At 45.1% G+C, this 20,743-nt stretch carries 15 protein-coding genes; 9 read left to right on the top strand and 6 right to left on the bottom strand.

Annotated elements, in window-relative coordinates:
• The 3 genes from H3V01_RS07730 to H3V01_RS07740 all read left to right on the top strand — a co-directional run.
• The coding region (locus H3V01_RS07730; protein ID WP_198186463.1) for a YadA family autotransporter adhesin at nucleotides 1-2,230 on the top strand (2,230 nt) is incomplete at its 5' end.
• A 727-nt stretch (nucleotides 2,231-2,957) separates the two neighbouring features.
• Nucleotides 2,958-3,824 (top strand): patatin-like phospholipase family protein, encoded by an 867-nt coding sequence (locus H3V01_RS07735; protein WP_198186464.1) that lies wholly within the window; start codon nucleotides 2,958-2,960, stop codon nucleotides 3,822-3,824.
• A 45-nt stretch (nucleotides 3,825-3,869) separates the two neighbouring features.
• Nucleotides 3,870-5,072, top strand: a complete 1,203-nt coding sequence (locus tag H3V01_RS07740; protein WP_198186465.1) for a CynX/NimT family MFS transporter — start codon at nucleotides 3,870-3,872, stop codon at nucleotides 5,070-5,072.
• A 17-nt stretch (nucleotides 5,073-5,089) separates the two neighbouring features.
• On the opposite strand, the gene H3V01_RS07745 is transcribed toward H3V01_RS07740, so the two are convergent.
• Complete coding sequence (locus H3V01_RS07745; RefSeq protein ID WP_232332652.1) at nucleotides 5,090-5,863, bottom strand: HesA/MoeB/ThiF family protein; 774 nt, start codon at nucleotides 5,861-5,863, stop codon at nucleotides 5,090-5,092.
• A 100-nt stretch (nucleotides 5,864-5,963) separates the two neighbouring features.
• Between H3V01_RS07745 and H3V01_RS07750 the strand changes: the two genes are divergently transcribed.
• A complete protein-coding gene (locus tag H3V01_RS07750; protein WP_198186626.1) occupies nucleotides 5,964-6,533 on the top strand; it encodes an L-threonylcarbamoyladenylate synthase in 570 nt (189 codons plus the stop codon).
• Nucleotides 6,534-6,640: 107 nt separating this feature from the next.
• Here the strand turns inward: H3V01_RS07750 and H3V01_RS07755 are convergent, their stop codons facing one another.
• Both H3V01_RS07755 and H3V01_RS07760 read right to left on the bottom strand, forming a co-directional pair.
• Entirely contained in the window at nucleotides 6,641-7,537 is an 897-nt protein-coding gene (locus H3V01_RS07755; RefSeq protein WP_232332653.1) for a polyprenyl synthetase family protein, read from the bottom strand.
• Entirely contained in the window at nucleotides 7,521-7,748 is a 228-nt protein-coding gene (locus tag H3V01_RS07760) for an exodeoxyribonuclease VII small subunit (protein ID WP_025331809.1), read from the bottom strand. The genes H3V01_RS07755 and H3V01_RS07760 overlap by 17 nt, the downstream gene beginning before the upstream one ends.
• A gap of 906 nt (nucleotides 7,749-8,654) precedes the next feature.
• Between H3V01_RS07760 and H3V01_RS07765 the strand changes: the two genes are divergently transcribed.
• Together H3V01_RS07765 and dnaJ are read left to right on the top strand one after the other, a co-directional pair.
• Nucleotides 8,655-10,544 (top strand): ribonuclease catalytic domain-containing protein, encoded by a 1,890-nt coding sequence (locus H3V01_RS07765; protein ID WP_198186466.1) that lies wholly within the window; start codon nucleotides 8,655-8,657, stop codon nucleotides 10,542-10,544.
• Between the two features lie 280 nt (nucleotides 10,545-10,824).
• Nucleotides 10,825-11,937, top strand: a complete 1,113-nt coding sequence (gene dnaJ / locus H3V01_RS07770; protein ID WP_037392221.1) for a molecular chaperone DnaJ — start codon at nucleotides 10,825-10,827, stop codon at nucleotides 11,935-11,937.
• 537 nt (nucleotides 11,938-12,474) lie between these two features.
• Here dnaJ and H3V01_RS07775 read toward each other — a convergent pair.
• The 3 genes from H3V01_RS07775 to H3V01_RS07785 all read right to left on the bottom strand — a co-directional run bounded on the left by H3V01_RS07775 (nucleotide 12,475) and on the right by H3V01_RS07785 (nucleotide 16,339).
• Nucleotides 12,475-12,894, bottom strand: a complete 420-nt coding sequence (locus tag H3V01_RS07775; RefSeq protein WP_025331807.1) for an HIT family protein — start codon at nucleotides 12,892-12,894, stop codon at nucleotides 12,475-12,477.
• A gap of 50 nt (nucleotides 12,895-12,944) precedes the next feature.
• Nucleotides 12,945-15,164, bottom strand: coding sequence for a UvrD-helicase domain-containing protein (locus H3V01_RS07780; protein WP_198186467.1), 2,220 nt, complete (start codon nucleotides 15,162-15,164; stop codon nucleotides 12,945-12,947).
• A 242-nt stretch (nucleotides 15,165-15,406) separates the two neighbouring features.
• Nucleotides 15,407-16,339 carry a LysR family transcriptional regulator gene (locus H3V01_RS07785; protein ID WP_084548552.1) on the bottom strand — a complete coding sequence of 311 codons (933 nt, stop codon included), beginning with the start codon at nucleotides 16,337-16,339 and terminating at the stop codon, nucleotides 15,407-15,409.
• 300 nt (nucleotides 16,340-16,639) lie between these two features.
• On the opposite strand from H3V01_RS07785, the gene metE reads away from it, so the two are divergent.
• The 3 genes from metE (at nucleotide 16,640) to H3V01_RS07800 (ending at nucleotide 20,675) form a co-directional block, all read left to right on the top strand.
• Nucleotides 16,640-18,913, top strand: coding sequence for a 5-methyltetrahydropteroyltriglutamate--homocysteine S-methyltransferase (gene metE, locus H3V01_RS07790; RefSeq protein WP_198186468.1), 2,274 nt, complete (start codon nucleotides 16,640-16,642; stop codon nucleotides 18,911-18,913).
• Nucleotides 18,914-19,317: 404 nt separating this feature from the next.
• Nucleotides 19,318-19,812 (top strand): PAAR domain-containing protein, encoded by a 495-nt coding sequence (locus H3V01_RS07795; protein ID WP_198186469.1) that lies wholly within the window; start codon nucleotides 19,318-19,320, stop codon nucleotides 19,810-19,812.
• A 2-nt stretch (nucleotides 19,813-19,814) separates the two neighbouring features.
• Entirely contained in the window at nucleotides 19,815-20,675 is an 861-nt protein-coding gene (locus H3V01_RS07800) for a DUF6402 family protein (RefSeq protein ID WP_025331802.1), read from the top strand.
• Nucleotides 20,676-20,743 lie beyond the last annotated feature (68 nt).

Raw genomic sequence — 20,743 nt, forward strand, 5'->3', positions numbered from 1 at the left:
TGTGAATAAAGACGTGTCCAGTCTGTCAACCAGTCTGAATGATACTAATACTAATGTAGGCAATCTGCAGAAAGATGCATTGCAATGGAACAGTACAATTGGTGCCTATGATGCAACCCGTGGCGGTCGTGCGCAGACACTGACCGGAATTGCAGGCGGGGACATCAGCGCTACATCAAGTGATGCGGTTAACGGTGCGCAGATGTACAGTCTGTCAACGCTGACTCAGACAGGTCTGAGCAGCAGCAGTACTGGTCTGAGCAGCCTGAGCAGTGTTACCTCATCTGCTCTGAATAATGTAAATAGAAGTCTGGAGTCACTGTCCACAGTAACTCATACAGGACTGAACAGTGTCAGCACCGGTCTGAGCAGTTTGTCAGAGTCTGCGACTACCGGCCTGAACAGTCTGTCAGCCAGCCTGAACAGCACAAATCAGAATCTGACTACCTTGCAGCAGAATGCATTGCAGTGGAACAGCACACTGAACGCTTATGATGCCGGCCGTAATGGTACAGCGCAGCTGATTACCAATGTAGCAGCAGGCAGAATAGCAGCTGATTCTACAGATGCAGTAAACGGCAGCCAGTTCTTTAACCTGTCCAGCTCAACATCAACAGGGCTGAACAGTCTGTCGACAGTAGTTTCATCAACTGTTATTAGTGGAATCAGCACTATAAGCAGCTCCCTGTCTACCGGCTATGAAAGTCTGTCACACAGCCTGAGTACGGCAACAGACAATCTGCAACAGCTGACAAACAGTACCAGCAGCAGTCTGAGCAGCTTATCAACTGTTACAAGTACAACTCAGAAAGATGTGACAGATCTGAAAGAGAAAGCACTGAAATGGAATGATGATAAAGGCGGATTTGATGCAGGAAGACCAAACAATCTGACCCGTGATCTAGGTTTAGGTAAAATCTATAACGTGGAAGATGGTTTGGAAGAAGCGGGTTCGCATGAAGCAGTAACCGGCGGACAGCTTTACAAAGTAAAATCCAATCTGTCTGCTCTGGCAACATCTACATCATCATCACTGAGTTCATTAGACGAAAAAGTGAATGGTATCTCGACAAGTAATATTATTACTAATATCACTAATCTGACCAAAAATGCATTGCAGTGGAACAGCACACTGACCGCTTATGATGCCAGTCATAATGGTACTGCACAGCGGATTACCAATATTGCAGCCGGTAATATAGCTCAAGGTTCTCTTGATGCGGTTAATGCCGGTCAGTTGTGGACGGTACAAAGCAGCCTGAGTACTCTGTCAACTAAAGTAGATACTCTGCCGACCGGAAATATTTCTAGTGACGCACTGACTAGCCTGTCAACAGCAATCAGTGCCAGAACAGCCAGCCAGCTTGCTTCCATAGCAGCCGGTCTGGGTAGTTCATATGACCCGAATACAGGTCTCAGTAAACCCAAATATGATAGCACTACTCCGACAGGAGGTATTGCATCTGCTGATAATGTGGCTGATGCCCTGCAAAATGTTCAGAATTATGGTACTAAGTTTGCGAAGATCAATTCTGCAAAAGCTGCCTCAGTTGCACAGGGTACTGATTCTATCGCAGTAGGTGGAGCAGCTATGGCCAGCGGTACATCGGCAGTTGCAATCGGTGATTCTGCAAGTGCTCCATCAGCCAATGCTGTGGCACTGGGTAGTCAGGCTAAGGCAACACAGGCCGGAGGCGTAGCACTTGGTGCGGGTTCAGTAGCGAATACGGCAGCCGGAAAAGAAGGTTATATTCCGGTAACGGCAACGTCACAGCAGGCAGCAGCGATCCGGGCAACGAAGAGTACGGAAGGTGCGGTATCTGTAGGTGATGCATCGAAAGGTGTATATCGTCAGATAACCGGAGTTGCAGCAGGTACGGCTGATACTGATGCAGTAAACGTGGCTCAGCTTAAAGGTGTTAATAATCAGATTACTAACGTCAATAAGTATGTAAACAAAGTAAATGAACGTGTTCAGCGTACAGAACGCCGTGCATATTCAGGTACTGCACTGGCCATGGCCTTATCCGGTGCTTATCTGCCTTCTCTGAATGCCGGTGAACAGGCTGTCGGTGTGGGTGTAGGTACTTATCGTGGCTATACCGCAGTCGGTGCTAACTATAAAGCCATCAGTAACAGCGGTAATATCGGCTGGGGTGCTGGTGTTTCTACTACAGGCAAGGAAGTTGGCTTTAATGCTGGTGTCGGCTTCAAATGGAGCAACAACTAAACTATCTTTGCTGAATAGTCAGACTAACTTCCGGATTTATCTGAATCCGGAAGTTTTTTTATGGTTTGAAAAATGTACAGGTATGAAGTATTACTGTTGTGAAATATTTGGGCTGATGAGTACGGATATTGAGCTACAGACCGGCAATTATAAAATTTAATCTTTGCAGATGATTGCAAGAATATAAATTGATAAGCAGTTCACTTACTCAGGTATACTACTGCGGAATAAGCTATTGCTCCGGTTAATAATGGAATACGTTTTGCTCTATATAAGTTCTGGCAAAGCAGTTCCGGTTATAAAAGTAATCAGAATGTTTTACTGTACTGTTCAGGTTGAAAAAAATTGTATTCCGGGTTGAGAATACTGGATTTTACATAGTATGCCGGTCTTTGATGCGGCACAGATGCGGCTGTAAATGCTTTTTTGTGATGAATTATGTCTGTGTGCGCATTCGCGGTATACGAAGTAACTGCCTGAAACTAATTTGGTACAAAAAATTTGCCGATTAATCCAGTAATTTAAAAATTAATAAATTCTGCAGGTATATCTCTGGCCATTGAATATTCGTGAGCTGTTGTCGTACTGCTTACTGGCAAACTGGTTTGCAAGTGCAGAAGATATTAATAATAGGTATTACCTGCCAGTAATTTTATTGATTTACTATAGTCAGTATTATATATTTAATAACATTAAAATATTATTACATAAACATAGGAATGCTAGCATGCATGCTGATCAGCAGACAGCCGGAAAGCAAACTGCACTGGTTGTAGAAGGCGGTGGAATGCGTGCTGCATTCAGCAGTGGTGTTACTGATGCCTTCTTACAGGCAGATTTTAACCCGTTTAGTTTACTAGTCGGAGTATCTTCCGGAGCCAGTACTATTGCCAGTTATCTGGCCGGACAGGAAGGGCGTAATCTGGATATACTGCTTGATCAGTCCTGCCGGCCGGAATTTATCCGCTGGTCACGCTTTATCCGTGGCGGCGACCTGATGGATATCGACTGGTTATGGCAGGTTGTACAACAGGAAAATCCGCTGGACTGTGAACGTATGTTTGCACAGCAGCGTGATTTCAGGATTGTGTTAAGTAATGCGCTTAGCGGTGAGCCGGAATATGCTGTGGCTCAGCCCGATTCTTTTCTGGATGTGCTGCGCGCTTCCAGCTCAATTCCGTTTATGATCCGTAAGCCGGTAGCAATCGGTAATGAATTTTATTTTGACGGCGGAGTAGCTGATGCTCTGCCGGTACAGTGGGCTCTGTCCCGGCCAAATATTAATCGAGTCGTGGTAATCCGTACCCGGGCACAAAATTATGTAAAAAAAGGTGCCCTGAGTGATAGTCTGCTGGCAAGGCTTCTACCTGCCGGCGGGTTTTCTCAAGCATTACGGCAGCGGGTAAAGCATTATAATGCTACCCTGGCATGGATGCAGCAGCCTGAGAACTGCCGGTATATTATTGAAATCCACCCTCCGGATGATGGCAAAATGGCCGGACGTCTGTGCCGGGATGCCGGTCGTTTGCGTTACAGCTATGCAGCCGGTCTGGAGTGCGGTCGTGCGCTATTGCAGCAATGGCCGGTAAATTGAATGGTTTTTTCTACCCTAAGGGTAAACGGGTAATTTGGTGAAGTAATGAAAACGGATTCGACTGTATCGAAAACACAGCACCGGCTTAGTCTTTTTGTCGCTATTCTGGCTCTGGCTTTTGTTTTGCGCGGCCCGCTGACTGGTGTGGGTCCCCTGTTACAGAATATTCAGACGCAGCTGCAGATAAGCAGTACGCTGGCCGGCATGCTGACTACGGTACCATTGCTGACATTTGGTCTGTTTTCGATTTTTATCCCCAGGCTTGCAGCACGTCTGGGCTCGGAGCAGATGGTCTTTTTTGCTTTGTGGATATTAACGCTGGGGTTGGTGCTGCGCTGTGGTTCCGGGCTGTTTCTGCTGCTGACAGGCACGGCTTTGCTCAGCTGTGCCATTGCTGTTGGCAATGTACTGATTCCCAGTATGGTAAAGCAGTATTTTCCGTTTAAAATGGGACTGGTTACCGCATTATATGCACTGGTGATGAATATGGGCGGTGCGGCCGGTTCTGCTTTAAGTGCCCCGCTTGCTCACAGTAATCTATGGGGCTGGCGCGGTGCTCTGGTAATCTGGGTACTACCGGCGCTGGTGGCCATGGTTATCTGGTGGCTGCCTTTTAAAGCGGCCAATGCTGTGCCCAAGGCGGCTGTACGTGCACGTCAGGTAAAGATACATCTGTGGCGTAATCCGCTGGCCTGGCAGGTAACGCTGTTTATGGGATTTCAGTCGTTTCTGTTTTATTCTACAGTTAGCTGGCTGCCGCAGATTGTGGCCAAAGCCGGTGTATCAGCAACGGAAGCCGGTGGCTGGCTTGGGCTGATGCAGCTGGTGATGATACCAACCAATTTGCTGATACCGATTTATGCAGCCAGATTAAAGCAGCAGCACTGGATAGGGTCGATGTGCGGCGTGGCTTTAATCTTGTCGGTATTATTGCTGATGTCGCCATGGCGCAGCTGTTATTTTCCGGCAGTGCTGTTGCTGGGGCTGGGTATCAGTGGGGCTTTCTGTCTGAGCATGATGTTTTTCAGTTTACGCAGCAGCAGTGTTACTGAAGGAGTGCTGTTATCCGGAATGGCACAAACCTGTGGCTATCTGTTTGCAGCTGTGGGTCCAGTCCTGATGGGCGCTCTGCATGACATGATGCATTCCTGGTTTCCGGCATTGTGTCTGATGTTTATTGCCGCGGTCGTTATTACAGTGTCTGGCTGGAATGCCGGTAAAGATCGCAAGTTATCTGATTTTGATTAATAAAAATATCCACAGTTTTATCCACAAATTTCTGTGGATAAAACTGCCTGCCCGCATACCGGACAATCCGGATTGGCTGCCAGCTGCAGGCGCTGCCATTGAAAAGAACAAGCGTCAAAACAGTGTAGCCAGCAGCCGTCAGGGTGAATACCGGCAATTATCTGCAATGCTTCACTGGCCTGTGCCGCTCCCATAATACCGAGTAAAGGCGCAAAAACTCCGTTTTTGGCACAACTGGCTCCTTCATCATTCATTTCTCCTTCAAACAGGCACTGATAGCAGGGGCCGCGACCATCACGAAAATCATATACTGCCAGCTGCCCAGCAAACACCAGTGCAGAGGCTGAAACCAGTGGTTTGCGTGCATTAAAACAGGCCTGATTAATCAGCCGGCGGCTGGCAAAATTGTCGGTACAATCCAGAATGATATCGGTATGCTGAACCAGTTGCTCTAACAGGCTGGCATCTGCTCTGGCTACAATGGGTTGTAATTTAGTCTGCGGATATTGTGTCTGTAGCTGCCGACACAATATCGCGGCTTTTGCCTGACCGATATCTTTATCATTAAACCAGAACTGGCGTTGCAGATTACTGATTTCGATAGTGTCGTTATCCACAACGGTAATATGCCCTATTCCGCTGGAAGCCAGATAAGTCAGAGCCGGATGTGCCAGGCCGCCGGCACCGATTACCAGAGCACGGGCAGCAAGAATTGCTTCCTGTCCGGCAATATCCAGCTTATCCAGTAATATATGACGGCTGTAACGCAATAGTTGTTCATCAGTAATCATGATTGTCTCTGGTGGTTGGGTGGCTGTGACCGGTACGGGTGTAGTCTGGTTTATTCTGCCCTGCTATTATAATAGTTTAGTCCAGTTTCTCAGAATATTTATGCGCCATCCTGCCCGTCCGTCCGGCCGGTTTTTATATCGTCTGCGCAGCCATCTGCATCGTGGCGGTTTGATTGCTTATCCTGCAGAAGGCAGTTATGGGCTGGGTTGTCTGCCTGATTGTGTGCCGGCGGTGCGTAAAGTCATTGCATTGAAAAAGCGACCGCAACATAAAGGGCTGATTGTTATTGCTGCTGATTTCACTCAATTACAGCCTTTGCTCGCACCTTTGTCCGCAACCGATATAGCGGCTGTCAGCCGGCAGTGGCCGGCACCCAGAACTTTACTGTTACCGGTACGCAAACAGGTTTCACCTGTGTTACGCGGACGGGGCCGGCAAACTCTGGCCGTACGGGTTCCGGACTTGGCAACTGCCCGGTTTTTATGCAGAGCAACAGGTACAGCACTGGTATCTACTTCTTGTAACCGGGCGGGAAAAAAAACCTGTCGTACCGAACGTGAAGTCAGACGCCAGTTTGGAAAACAGGTGATAATTCTGGGGGGGCGCACCGGCGGAAGAAAACAGCCCAGCCAGATTATTGACTGGGCTTCCGGTAAGCGGCTGCGTTAGTTATTTTATGAATAAGCTGATCTGTACATAAGTTATATCTGTAATTTACAGAATTACTGCGCAGACAATGTTTATATATTTGTAGTTTGCTGTTACTTAGCGCATTTTTAATGATTGCGGGCAACGACAAATTGCGCCAGTGCGCGAAGATGAGATGCACGCTGGTCAAAACTGCTTAAAGCATCAATAGCCTGTTGTACCAGATTTTCTGCATACTGGCGTGCTGTAGTCAGCCCCATCAGACTAACGTAAGTAGGTTTATTAGTCCGGGCATCTTTTCCGGCGGTTTTACCCAGTGTGCTGCTATCCTGCTCGTAATCCAGTACATCATCAATAACCTGAAAAGCCAGACCCAGATGAGCGGCATAATGGTCGAGTGCGGTTAATGCCTGCTGGCTGATATCCTGACAGCAAAGTCCGCCCAGTGTAACTGCTGCTCTGATCAGCGCACCGGTTTTCAACTGGTGCATGTGTTCCAGTTCGGCCTGATTCAGACCTACCCCTACGCAGGCTAAATCGATAGCCTGTCCGCCGGCCATGCCATGACAGCCGGCAGCCTGTGCCAGAGTCTGTATCATTTGCAGCTGACGCGCAGTGTCCAGACCGGTTGGCCGGCTCAGCAGGCTGAATGCCATACTTTGCAGGGCATCACCAACCAGTAAGGCTGTTGCCGGTGTATATTGTATGTGACAGGCAGGCTTTCCGTGTCGCAGACTGTCGTTATCCATCTCCGGCATATCGTCGTGCACAAGCGAATAGATATGTATGCATTCGATTGCAGCCAGAGCATAATCTGCGGCTTCTGTAACCGCATTACCCAGCTCCGCCGCCGCCAGAACCAGCATTGGCCGCAACCGTTTACCGCCATCCAGCGCCGCATAGCGCATGGCTTCAATCAGTGGTGCGGGAAGTTGTCCGGTCGTGGGAAATAATCGGGTTAATGTCTCTTCTGTATGTGTCTGTACGTGTTTTTGCCAGTCGGCAAAATTACTCCCCTGTTTCAAGCTTCAGCTCCTTTAATTCACCATTATCCAGTACCTGTAATTTTTGTTCTACCTCAGCCAGCTTCTGCTGGCAGTATTGCACCAGTTCCTGACCATATTCATATGCAGCCAGTGATTCTTCCAGCGGAAGATCATTGTTTTGCATGGATTCAGTTATTTTTTCCAGTTGCTGGATAGCTTCTTCATAGCTTTTGGGGGTTATTTTCTTCATATTATAGGTCTTTACATGAATTTATGGCTATTGTAACACTCGCACTATGGCTATTGCTGCGGATATCTGTATCATACAATTAGTCAGAATTAGCTGATAACCGGATGAAGTATATTTCAGTTTGTGTTATTAAAAGTAATGTGCTTATATAATCAGTAATAATATTTTTATATGCAACAGAATTTATTCATGTAATGAATAATAATACAGATATTTTATTCAGATAAGGGCAAATTTAAATCAATATCTGCCTCTCTAAATATAAAAATTGTTTTTTAACCGTAAGAATAAAAAGTTATTTGTAAAAATTAATATATTTATATATTAATTATATAAATTGTTATCTGATGCTGATGTTTGAAATAGCAGGCGGAAAACAGTTTTATGTAAAAAAATCAAATAAATTTTGATTTTTTGTATTATTTTTTTAGCATATGTTTTAATTTTCGGTAATACTTACTATTGTTGCCGGTTGTACGGTGTATAACTTTATATATATCGAAATATTTCCAGCATATTATGCTTTTGGAGTTTTTTAAAATTAGTTCATTATTATGGATTTTATTTGTCAGCAGGTATTTTTTTGCTGTTTATTTATCTGGTTTTAAAGCATAATGTTGTTTAAAGCATAATTATATTGTGCTAACTTTAAGTAATTGTTTTAATGGAAAATTAAAACATAGAATTATTTAATTTGTATGATTTGACAATCGGATATATGCAAAACAGGGAAGCCTGAGGAGGAATAATGGTGAACTATTTATACAGATACGGTTGTCTGGAACAGAGTGGCAGAGCAGGCATAGAAGCGAAGATTGAGTACTGTCGTTTATAATCGAATAAATAGTGGTTTCTGAATCTGTTTTACAGATTACTTGAGTAGTTTCTTTGTTTTAAGTAGGCGTTATGGGTAAACAAATTTTTTATGAGGAGTCAGGTCAGTTTAAAGTAGCGGAAATAGTTCAGGAAAATGATGCTACTTTTCTGGTTAATACACAACATGGTAAGCGGGCAAAAATCAAGGCCAGCCACGTTTTTCTGGTGTTTGATGGTGATGCTGCGCAATTTTTACAACAGGCTGCTGAAGCAGCTGCCGGTATTGATATCAGTCTGCTCTGGGAAGCGGTAGGCAATGAAAATGAATTTACCGCAGCCAGTGCAGCCAGTGAATATTTTGGCGATAGCAGCGGGAATATTGAGCTGGCAGCCACACTGATGGCTCTGTATGCAGCGCCTATGTATTTTTACAAAAAAAATAAAGGTGTATTCAAAGCTGCGCCGGCAGAAACATTACAGCAGGCGCTGGCAGCCATTGAACGGCGCAAACAGCAGGAAGAACAAGTCAATGGCTGGATACAGGAATTGCTGGCCGGTCGCCTGCCGGATGAGATTGCTGCTGAAGCCAAAATGATTCTGCATGCACCTGATAAACAAAGTCTGAAATACAAAGCAGTGGTCAAAGCTGCTGATCAGAAAAAAACCTCACTGTTTGCCCTGCTCCAGAGTGTTGGTGCAGTACCGCCTCTGCCTGAATATTTTCTGGATGGTTTTTTACTTACTCAGTTTCCCAAAGGTGCGGATTGTGGTCATTATCCTGTACCGGTTATGCACAATCTGCCAGATGCCGATACCGCAGTACGCGCATTTTCCATTGATGACATTGAAACCAGTGAGGTAGATGATGCATTCAGTGTGCGTGACCTGCCCAATGGCAACAAACTGGTCGGAATTCATATAGCTGCCCCGGCTCTGGCAATAGATGCTGAGTCTTTGCTGGAAAAGCTGATATTTGAACGTTTAAGTACTGTGTATTATCCCGGCAGTAAAATTACCATGCTGCCGGATAACTGGATAGCTGCTTTCAGTCTGGATGAAGGAGCAGCACGACCGGCAGTCAGTCTGTATGCAGAAATCAATCCGCAGTTTGAGGTGATACGTTATGAATCACGAATTGAATCGGTGTATATAGACTGTAATTTACGTATTGAAAATATTGAGCAGGCATTTCAGCCTTTGCAGCCGCGCAGTGATACTGAAGCTTTTGCACATCAGCATGAAATGAACTGGTTATATGATTTTGCTGTGGCCAGAATGCAGGCGCGGGGTAAATATGATCCGGAACGTTTACCGCAGTACGATTATGGAATTAAGCTTGGGACAGATAATACTGTACATATCAGTGTGCGTGAACGCGGAGCACCAATTGATACGCTGGTCAGTGAGCTGATGATTTTTGCCAACAGCACCTGGGCGCAGATGCTGGACGAGGCTGAAATGGCTGGATTATTCCGTGTACAGCCTACCGGCAGAGTACGGATGAGTACTCAGTCTGAACCGCATATTGGTCTGGGGCTGAAACATTATGCCTGGTTTACTTCGCCACTGCGCCGTGCTACTGATTATATTAACCAGAAGCAGCTAATTAGTTTACTGGATCCGGACGCAGAGCCACGTTTTGAACCGCAGGATGCCATGCTGTTTGCGGTATTGCGTGATTTTGAGTCGGCTTATGCAGCCTACAATGATTTTCAGCGCCATATGGAAGCATACTGGAGTCTGATATATATTCAGCAGGAACAGTTGCAGGAGCTGACCGCTCAGTTAATACGTGATGATTTAGTGCGTATTGAAGGCCTGCCACTGGTAAGCCGTGTCAACGGTGTACCGGTTGATGCCATGCCAAAATGCCGGATGAAGGTATCGATAACCGGAATCGATCCGATACAGGTAAGTGTCGGACTAAACTATATTAATGTTTTGCTGCCGGCAGATAATGCCAGCCAAATATCGGGCTGAATTATTTAAAATGCTTTGAAGATTACCTGATGGATGGTGCACGATTAGATTGGCTACTTTGCTGACAGTATAAATATACGGGTGTGACCGTTGATTCTTTGTCTGTCTGATTGTTTTCAGGCCGTATATTGTGCTTCGGTCAGAAATAACTTTTACTTAAAACCTTGTTTTTATACATGCAGCCCATATATGGGTTGCATTTCTATTATCTATCCGGTTTTGCTGTTCAGGCATCCTGCTGTTTAAGAGCAGGTTGCCTGCAAACCTTTGGAATAAAATTATGACTGAAGTAGATTTTTATGAAGTACTGGGTATAAGCCGTACTGCAGGGGATGAGGAAATCAAAAAAGCTTATCGTAAGCTGGCCATGAAATACCATCCTGACCGTAATCAGGGCGATAAAAACGCCGAAGAAAAATTTAAAGAAGTACAGCGTGCTTATGAAGTATTGTCTGATTCTCAAAAACGTGCTGCTTATGACCAGTTTGGACATGCCGGTGTAGACGGCAATATGGGTGCCGGAGCCGGCGGCTTTTCCGGTGGTTTTGATTTTGGTGATATTTTCAGCCAGATGTTTGGCGGCGGAGCCGGCGGACGGTCGCAGCAGAATAATCAGGGCGCTGATTTACAATATAATATTGAAATCAGTCTGGAGGAGGCTGCGCGCGGTATTAAGAAAAAAATCACTATTCCTACTCATGAAGAATGTGATGTCTGTCACGGCAGTGGTGCTAAAGTCGGGACTTCAGCCACTACCTGCAGCATGTGTGGTGGCAGTGGTGTCGTTCAGGTACGGCAGGCCATTTTTCAGTTACAGCAGACCTGCCCGACTTGTCACGGCAGTGGTAAACAGATTAAGGATCCGTGTGTTAAATGTCATGGCGACGGACTGGTAAAAACCCGCAAGACTGTTGAGGTTTCTATTCCGGCCGGTATTGATGACGGACAGCGTATCCGCCTGAGCGGCGAAGGTGAACCCGGTAAGCATGGTGCGCCTGCCGGTGATTTATATGTAATGGTGAACGTGCGTCCGCATCCGGTCTTTGAGCGTGACGGCATGGATCTGCACTGTGAATTGCCTATCAGTTTTACGATAGCAGCGCTTGGCGGAGAGGTTGAGGTGCCTACGCTGGATGGTAAAGTCAAACTGAATATTCCGAAAGAAACACAAACCGGCCGTCGCATGCGGGTACGTGGTAAAGGAATTAAATCAGTACGTTCGGCTGCTGTGGGTGATTTATATTGTCATATCGTGGTAGAGACACCGGTAAATCTGACCGATCGTCAGCGTGAATTACTGGAAGAGTTTGAAAAAATCTCTACCGGTATGGATCGGGCTCAGACGCCGCGGCAAAAATCATTCATGGACAAACTGCGCGATTTATTTGAATAAAATACGAAAGTACCACAGTTCAGAAGTGTTTATTCCGGATGTATGAATAATTAATACTGGTTATACTGTGTAAAAGCCCGCAGAGCATAATTTTTCTGCGGGCTTTTGTTATCAGAGGAAAAGATACAGGCCGGATAAGGCCTGCTTCTGCTGAAACCGGCAGAAAAAAAATGATTTGTCGCATTTCCTGTTGATGAAAAGCGTAAGCAGGCGTTTTAGTGAATTAAGTTCCGCTAAATATGCAGGATATGGCTAGTCTGTAATCACAAAGGCGTTTAAGCTGAAACTGACTGAACAATTTAATCTGTATTGACCAGGAAATAAATTATCGCTCCGTTTACCGAAAGGTGCAGGAGCGACAGGGAGATTTGGTACAACAACTGAATGATTGTGGACAAATTTGTAGTATTTAACTGGATAAAAATCAGTCTTTATGCTTAATTCCTTATAAAACAAGGGTTATAGCATAATAAATACTATTTATTTTACTGATTATCTGTGGATAATTCTGTGGATAATTATTGAATCAAAAAATGGTCAGGCCAGTTCTGCACGTAATTGTGCAGCCAGTTGCGCCAGTTCTGCCTGATCAGCAGCCACACTTTCATGTTTACCCAGTTCATGGATATGTCCGGGAATCAGATGAATGTGATAATGAAATACAGACTGACCAGCCTGTTCGCCGGACAACTGTAATTGCACAACGCCATTACGATGTAACACTTTACGTTGCGCATTAATAATCTTTTTAGCTGCACTGAATACGGCAGCAAGGTAATCTTGCGGCATGTCAGTTAACTCTATTGCTTCACATTTAGGAATCACCAGTACATGGCCGCGTGCCTGTGGCATCACATCCATAAAGGCCAGTGTCTGCTCATCCTCATAAACTTTATGGCAAGGAATTTCACCACGGATAATTCGGGCAAAAATATTGTTACTGTCGTATTGTTGCATGACTGTCTCCTCTCAGGCTTTTGCTTACCAGCCATTACCTGAGCAATTGTTTAAGAAATAATACTTAGCTTGCTTTTGGCAAATACGGTATCCAGCTCTTTAATCCCCTGTTTACCGAAATTGATGGTCAGGCGTGCCCCTTCAGCTTTCCGGGTAGCATCTATTATGACACCTGTGCCGAAACGTTCATGATAAACATTCTGTCCTAGCTGAAAGCCGTCAAAATCCGTGCTCTCCTGTGCTTCTGCCAGTTTGCTGCGGCTGTGAAACGGATTGGTTCGCTGCGTGGACTGTTGCCGGGCTATCAGAGAGTTTCTGTGTGCAGACAGATATTGCAATACCTCTTCCGGTATTTCATCCACAAAGCGTGATGGCAGGGCAAAATGCGTTTGTCCGTGTAACAGGCGTTGTTCTGCCATTGTTAAATACAGGCGCTTACGTGCTCTGGTGATGGCTACATACATCAGGCGCCGCTCTTCTTCCAGCCCGTCGCGTTCGGCCATGCTGTATTCACTGGGGAATAAACCTTCTTCCAGCCCAGTCAGAAATACACCGTCAAATTCCAGCCCCTTGGCTGCATGCACAGTCATTAACTGCAAGGCATCTTCACCCTGACCGGCCTGATGCTCTCCTGCTTCCAGTGAGGCTGTACTTAAAAAAGACAGTACCGGAAATAAAGGATCGTTTTCATCATACTCAGGTTCCATATCAAAACCGGATTCCTGCGGTTTAAATGCCACTGCCGCATTCAGTAATTCTTCCAGGTTGTTGATGCGTTCCTGCTGTTCACCTTTCTGGGTACGGTAGTGTTCCATCAGACCACTATCATAGATGGCAGCAGCCATCAGTTCCTGCAGAGAAACTTGCGCAGCCTGTTGCTGTAAATTTTCAATCAGGCGGATAAAAGCAGCAATTTTACTGTTTTTCGCTGACAGGCTGATGGCCGCCTGCCATAACGAAGTATGGGCTTCATTGGCTGCCGCCTGAATGTTTTCAACACTCCGCGCGCCGATGCCGCGTGCCGGCACATTGATTACGCGTAATAATGCATTATCATCATTGGGGTTAACCGCCAGACGCAGGTAAGCCAGTGCATGTTTGATTTCCTGACGCTCATAAAAGCGCAGGCCGCCATAAATTTTGTAAGGTATACCGGCGCGGAACAGAGCCTGTTCCAGAACCCGCGACTGGGCATTACTGCGATACAGTACAGCCATCTGCATATAATTCAGCCCTTCGCGGTGTAAAGCCTTCACTTCATCAACCACAAACTGCGCTTCTTCAAGATCATTAATTGCCTGAAGCACACGGATTTTTTCGCCATCGCCGGCCTGAGTGCGCAGATTTTTACCCAGACGGCTGGCATTGTGTGCAATCACCGCGTTGGCTGCTGTCAGAATATTGCCTACCGAACGGTAATTTTGTTCCAGCCGGATAGGTTCGCCAACATGAAATTCATTCAGAAAGCGGGTCATATTGGCTACTTCGGCACCGCGAAAGCGATAAATACTCTGGTCGTCGTCTCCCACAGCGAAAACCGCTGCATGCTCTCCGGCCAGTAATTTTAGCCATGCATACTGTAATTTATTTGTATCCTGAAATTCATCAATCAGCACATGATTAAAACGGTTCTGGTAATGATTGCGCAATATTTCATTACTCTGCAGAATTTCATAACTGCGTAACATTAATTCCGCGAAATCCACTACACCTTCATTCTGGCACAAACTGTCATAGGCGGCATAACATTCAATCATTTGCCGTTCATGCGGGTCGCGAGCTGATAAACGCGAAGCACGCAACCCGTTTTCTTTTTGTGCATTAATGAATCCCTGCAGACTGCGCGGTGAGATAATTTCTTCAGCAATATTCAGTTGTTTGAGCAAGCGCTTGACTACAGAAAGCTGATCACCCATATCCAGAATCTGAAATGTTTTGGGCAGTGCTGTTTCCTGATGGTGCAGTCGTAAAAACCGATGGCACAGCCCGTGAAATGTCCCCAGCCACATCGCCCGTACCGAAACCGGTAACAGCGTGCTCAGGCGCAATTGCATTTCTTTAGCCGCCTTATTGGTAAAGGTAACGGCCAGAATACTGTGTACACTGGCCTGACCAGTCTGCAATAACCAGGCAATACGTGTGGTTAGTACTCTGGTTTTACCACTTCCTGCACCTGCCAGTACCAGTGCCGGTTGCGCAGGCCAGGTAACTGCGGCTAATTGTTCACTATTAAGACCGGTCAGCAGACCGGCAGAAGATAAAATTTCCATAGTGCTTATTGTAGCTGATTAAGCCTGAAAAATCGCTTTGAAAAATATGCTTATGGATTATTTTATGGTATTTATGCAGCACAAGAAGATTTATCTGACATCTGCACAAACTGAGCTTAAGCAGGACAATGGATGTTGCGTAAAATTCTGGCTGACAATACCAAAAAAGAGCAGAGCAAAAAATCAGCGCTTTGCCGAATATCTGCCCTGCTCCTTTAATAAATCAGATTGCCGGTTGCAGATTAGTCCGGCGTGCTGAGCGGGCTGAGTCCGGGTAAGTCGGCAAAGCTGCGTTCGCGCACAATCTGGCAGAAATTATCCAGATAGCTTTTATTACTGTCTGTTTCGCGCATGGCGGCATACAATTCACTTTGCAGCGGTATATCGCCAATCTGCCGTGCTACTACATAGCCTTTTTCCAGATACGGCATAACCGTCCAGTAAGGCAAGGCAGCAATGCCGCGCCGGCTGGAAACCAGCTGAATAATGGCTATCGTCAGTTCACTGTTACGCCGTGCCGGCTGTACCCCGGCCGGTTTTAAAACCTTACGCAGTAAATCCAGCATATCATCCGGTACCGGATAGGTGATCAGTGTTTCATTCTCAAAATCCTGAGCCTGCCATACACTTTTAGCCGCCAGCGGATGATCCTTCGCGCAAATGCCGACCATTTCATAGGCAAACAATGGCTGAAAAATAATCCCCGGCTGCGGAGCATATTCGGATACGATTGCCAGATCTGCACGGTGAGTCAGCAATAACCCAACCGGATCGGCCTGAAAGCCGGAAACAATATCCAGCTCTACTTTAGGCCACAGCGCCCGGAAAGCATCCATGGCCGGCATCAGCCAGTCAAAGCAAGTATGGCACTCTACCGCTACCCTCAGCTCCCCTGCCTCACCTTCAATTATCTGCGCCATATCCAGCTCCGCTACTGTAACCAGCGGCGTGATTTCTCGTGCCAGCTGTAGCAGCCGCACACCTACCGGAGTAAAGTGAATCGGGTTGGATTTACGTTCAAACAGGGGGGTACCATAAAACTGTTCCAGAACACGAATCTGGTGTGAAAGTGCAGACTGGGTCAGAAAAACCCTTTTTGCCGCCATCGATACGCTGCCGGTTTCTTCCAGAGCCAGCAAAGTGCGCAGATGGCGCAGTTCAATAATCGACTCCATGTTTTCCGCCTTTGATGAGTATTTTTAACTACAAATTCAAGTTAAAAAATTCATAAACAGCCAGACTGCTTATAAATATCATTTATATGAATAGAACAATAATTACCTTACTGATAGCCAGTTATCTATTTACAAACCGGACACCTGTATACCATATCATACTCTTGGATTACATTAGTCTGAAATATAGTATTAAAAAAATTCATACAGAACTGCAAAATTTATCGCTTGTCGTAATGTCATAACTCACGCACACTGGTCATTATTGAAATCCATCATTCGTAATAGGGAGAAACAAATATGAATACATTCCATCTGTCTGGTTATCCGCGTGTTGGTGCCAAGCGTGAATTAAAATTTGCCGTTGAAGCATTCTGGAAAGGCGCAAAAAGCGAAGCCGAGCTGCGCCAGACAGCGGCAGATATCCGCCAGAAAAACTGGGCAACCCAGATTGCCGCTGGTGCCGATCTGCTGCCGGTAGGTGATTTTTCATATTACGACCACGTACTGGATACGCTGTGTGCACTGGGCGCTATTCCGGCACGTTTTGGTTTTGACGCAGATAAACTGACCCTGTCTCAGTATTTTGAACTGGCACGCGGTAATGCCAGTCAGGTAGCAATGGAAATGACCAAATGGTTTGATACCAACTACCACTATATCGTACCTGAATGGCATCAGAACACCAGTTTCAAGGCCAATGCAGCCAGTCTGATTGCCCAGATAGAAGAAGCCAAAGCCACCGGACATGATATTAAACCTACACTGGTGGGTCCGCTTACTCTGTTGTGGCTGGGTAAAGAAAAAGATGCCGGTCATAATCGTCTGGAATTATTGCCGCGTCTGCTGCCTGAATATCAGAAACTGTTACGTGAACTGGCCAATGCCGGTGTTGACTGGATACAGATTGACGAACCGATTCTTGCCGTAGATATTGCCCGTGAGTGGCTGGATACCTTTGCTCCCACTTATCAGGAGCTGGCGATTACCGGTACCCGTATTATTATCGGCACCTATTTTGGCAGCGTTGCCGAACATATTAATCTGCTCAAAAACCTGCCGGTTAACGGCGTACATATTGATTGTGTGCGGGCACCTGAGCAACTGGCTGAATTTGCCAATGCATGGCCGGAAAATAAAGTATTGTCGGTTGGTCTGATCGACGGACGTAACGTATGGCGCGCCAATCTGCGTGAAGTGATAGAACTGCTGGCGCCGGTAGCTACTCAGCTGGGTAATAATTTATGGATTGCGCCGAGTTGCTCACTGTTGCACAGTCCGCAGGATTTAAGTGTAGAGGAGAAACTTAACCCTGAAATCAAAAACTGGCTTGCCTTTGCTGCCCAGAAACTACAGGAACTGGGTATCATCAAACAGGCACTGGCACACGGTAAAGATTCCGTACAGGAAGCTCTTGCCGCTTCTGATGCTGCGGCTGCCGGACGCAAAACCAGTAAACTGATTCATAATGATAAAGTTGCACAGCGCGTAGCCAGCCTGCGCGAACATGCCGACCAGCGTCATAGCCCTTTTGCACAACGGATTGAAAAACAACAGCAATGGATGAATCTGCCTTTGCTGCCAACCACCACTATCGGTTCATTTCCGCAAACACAGGAAATTCGTCAGGCACGCGCCGCCTTTAAAAAGGGTGAACTGAGTGCTGCCGATTACGAAGCGGCCATGAAAAAAGACATTGCCTACTGTGTTGAGCAGCAGGAGCAGCTGGATATCGATGTACTGGTACATGGTGAAGCTGAGCGCAATGATATGGTTGAATACTTTGGTGAACAGCTGGATGGTTACTGCTTTACTCAGTATGGCTGGGTACAGAGCTATGGTTCCCGCTGTGTTAAACCACCGATTATTTTTGGTGATGTGGCACGCCCGAAAGCCATGACTGTTGCCTGGTCTTCTTATGCACAATCTCTGACCAAACGTCCGATGAAAGGTATGCTTACCGGACCGGTAACCATGATGAAGTGGAGTTTTGTACGCAACGATGTACCATTAAGTCTGGTGTGCAAACAGATTGCGCTGGCACTGAACGACGAAGTACTGGATCTGGAAAAAGCCGGTATTCGTGTTATTCAGATTGATGAGCCGGCCATTCGTGAAGCCTTGCCGCTGAAACGTGCGCAATGGGATGAATATCTGGCCTGGGCATGTGAATCATTCCGCCTCACTTCCACTGATGCGGATGACAGCACTCAGATTCATACACATATGTGCTATTCTGAATTTAATGATATTCTGCCGGCTATTGCCAGCATGGATGCTGATGTAATTACCATTGAAACTTCCCGTTCTGATATGGAATTACTGGATGCTTTTGTTAAATTCAGCTATCCGAATGATATCGGTCCCGGTGTATATGATATCCACAGCCCGCGTGTGCCTACTGAAGCCGAAGTCGAACATCTGTTGCGTAAAGCACTGAAAGTCATTGATCAGCGTCGGTTGTGGGTAAATCCGGATTGCGGACTGAAAACACGCGGATGGCCGGAAACCAAAGCAGCACTGGAAGTTATGGTTAATGTAACCAAAAAACTGCGTGCAGAATTAACTGCATAATTCAGATTTAGCTTATCATACCGCCCCGGTTTGCCGGGGCGGTTTTGTATGCTCGATTGGTAGAATATACCAATAATATTTTAGTTAATTTTACTTTTAATCAAACAAGATAATCAGGCATCTGTATGTGCTTATAAATTGGAATATATCTGAGTAAATACTCAGTTCATCATATAAATACATAATTTATGCATATATCATTAAATATTACTGATATCCGATAAAATATTTATCCAATATCAGACAAACCCTATTCATTATTATTTACAATGAGTAAAAAAATTTAATCTAACTCAATTAATATAAACTACTAATAGTTTACTATTGTTGTAAATTTTATTTATTAATAGAATTTTAATTGTCATTTATCTAATGAAAATTTTTTAAATACTTGGGAGATAAAGTTGGCTAAAGGATATTTTTTAAGAGTTGGGGATCGTACGACTTGTGGCGGTAAAATTATCAGTGGTGACAGTATGATCTTATGGCATGGTAGTGCTGCCGCATGGGAGGGCGATTGGGTTACCTGTGGAAGACATAGCGGAACCTACCGTATTACCGGAGGAGTCGTCAATATGTTTAATCCAGCAAAAAAATTAGCTGGTTCAATCAGCAGTATCAGTACTTGTCCATGTAAAGCACGCTTAATTCCTTCCATAACTGACAGCTATATTGAAGACAGACTATCTAAATCTGTTAGCAGTATGCCGTATTCCCGCAGCTTTCATATTAAAACCCCTGAAAACGTTAATACTTATGGTGTGGCTTATGCTATCAAAACGGCTTCAGGTATCATAACGGGAGAATCAAACCGCGATGGACATATGCATACCGTACAAACTTCGCAGCCTGAGCAGATAGAAGTAAGCTATTTAGTTCAAACTGAGATAGGGATGTAATTATGGCAGAATTAAAAACCCATACTATGAAATCAGCACCCAAGACTAATCTGAATGCAGATATTTTTACCTTAGACCAGATTCCTGCTGCTATGGATAAAATGGGCTGGAAAGTTGCACCACAACTGATGCGGCACTGGTTTAGCGGAAAACCGGCTAAACCTTTCACTGACAAGACAAAAAATCTTTATGTAAGAGGACCGGCAATAAATATACCGCCAGAACATGTAAATGATTCTATTGTAAAAATGCAATGGGCAAGGCAATTTAAACCCGTGCAGAAGGGGCTTGATCATTTAATGAAAAATTGGGCAAATAAAAAAGGATTAGTAGAACTAAAAAAAAGGCTTATTCAGAATAATGGTATTCTCGAAAGACATACAGATGTTAAAAAGCTTGATACATTTACATATGTAAATTCTACTCCAATTGGAGACTATTACCTCGGCTTTGGAGAGACCATTAATGATTATTTTGGTGCGATAGGCAAGGCAACTTTAAAAGCTGTACCTCATGGTTATCAGGATAAATTTCACGGGGAAAATGTCTTTATTACTGAAGCTATCGGTTTTTATATAAAAGATACCTATGATTTTCTCGGTAATGAATTTTTGGGTGTCTGGCATAAAGATGGAGTACTTAACAAAAAACAGATGCTACTATATGTAGGCTATCAAGGAAGTCAAGATTGGGTAAGCATTGCTAATATGAATATGCAGTGGGCTGCGCAAGTTTATAATAGTGATTTCAGGAGATGGCAGCAAGTGAGAAATACCGGTGTTGATTTTATGGTTTTTTCAGATGTTCTCTGGCTTCCTCCTCTAGGAAAGGATAGGCGTATTTATTTAAATATTAAAAAATAATCTAGAAAGATTTTTTCAACTTTATGGGTGGTTTTGATTTTCTGTATTTTTTACAGGAAATTTAATTA

It is taken from the genome of Snodgrassella sp. M0351 (assembly GCF_016100575.1).
GTDB lineage: Bacteria > Pseudomonadota > Gammaproteobacteria > Burkholderiales > Neisseriaceae > Snodgrassella > Snodgrassella alvi.

What these genes read in the sequence shown, in the direction of transcription:
- H3V01_RS07735 (WP_198186464.1), top strand. Translation starts at nt 2,958, where the DNA reads ATGCATGCTGATCAGCAGACAGCCGGAAAGCAAACTGCACTGGTTGTA.
- H3V01_RS07740 (WP_198186465.1), top strand. Translation starts at nt 3,870, where the DNA reads ATGAAAACGGATTCGACTGTATCGAAAACACAGCACCGGCTTAGTCTT.
- H3V01_RS07745 (WP_232332652.1), bottom strand. Translation starts at nt 5,863, where the DNA reads ATGATTACTGATGAACAACTATTGCGTTACAGCCGTCATATATTACTG.
- H3V01_RS07750 (WP_198186626.1), top strand. Translation starts at nt 5,964, where the DNA reads ATGCGCCATCCTGCCCGTCCGTCCGGCCGGTTTTTATATCGTCTGCGC.
- H3V01_RS07760 (WP_025331809.1), bottom strand. Translation starts at nt 7,748, where the DNA reads ATGAAGAAAATAACCCCCAAAAGCTATGAAGAAGCTATCCAGCAACTG.
- H3V01_RS07765 (WP_198186466.1), top strand. Translation starts at nt 8,655, where the DNA reads ATGGGTAAACAAATTTTTTATGAGGAGTCAGGTCAGTTTAAAGTAGCG.
- dnaJ (WP_037392221.1), top strand. Translation starts at nt 10,825, where the DNA reads ATGACTGAAGTAGATTTTTATGAAGTACTGGGTATAAGCCGTACTGCA.
- H3V01_RS07775 (WP_025331807.1), bottom strand. Translation starts at nt 12,894, where the DNA reads ATGCAACAATACGACAGTAACAATATTTTTGCCCGAATTATCCGTGGT.
- H3V01_RS07780 (WP_198186467.1), bottom strand. Translation starts at nt 15,164, where the DNA reads ATGGAAATTTTATCTTCTGCCGGTCTGCTGACCGGTCTTAATAGTGAA.
- H3V01_RS07785 (WP_084548552.1), bottom strand. Translation starts at nt 16,339, where the DNA reads ATGGAGTCGATTATTGAACTGCGCCATCTGCGCACTTTGCTGGCTCTG.
- metE (WP_198186468.1), top strand. Translation starts at nt 16,640, where the DNA reads ATGAATACATTCCATCTGTCTGGTTATCCGCGTGTTGGTGCCAAGCGT.
- H3V01_RS07800 (WP_025331802.1), top strand. Translation starts at nt 19,815, where the DNA reads ATGGCAGAATTAAAAACCCATACTATGAAATCAGCACCCAAGACTAAT.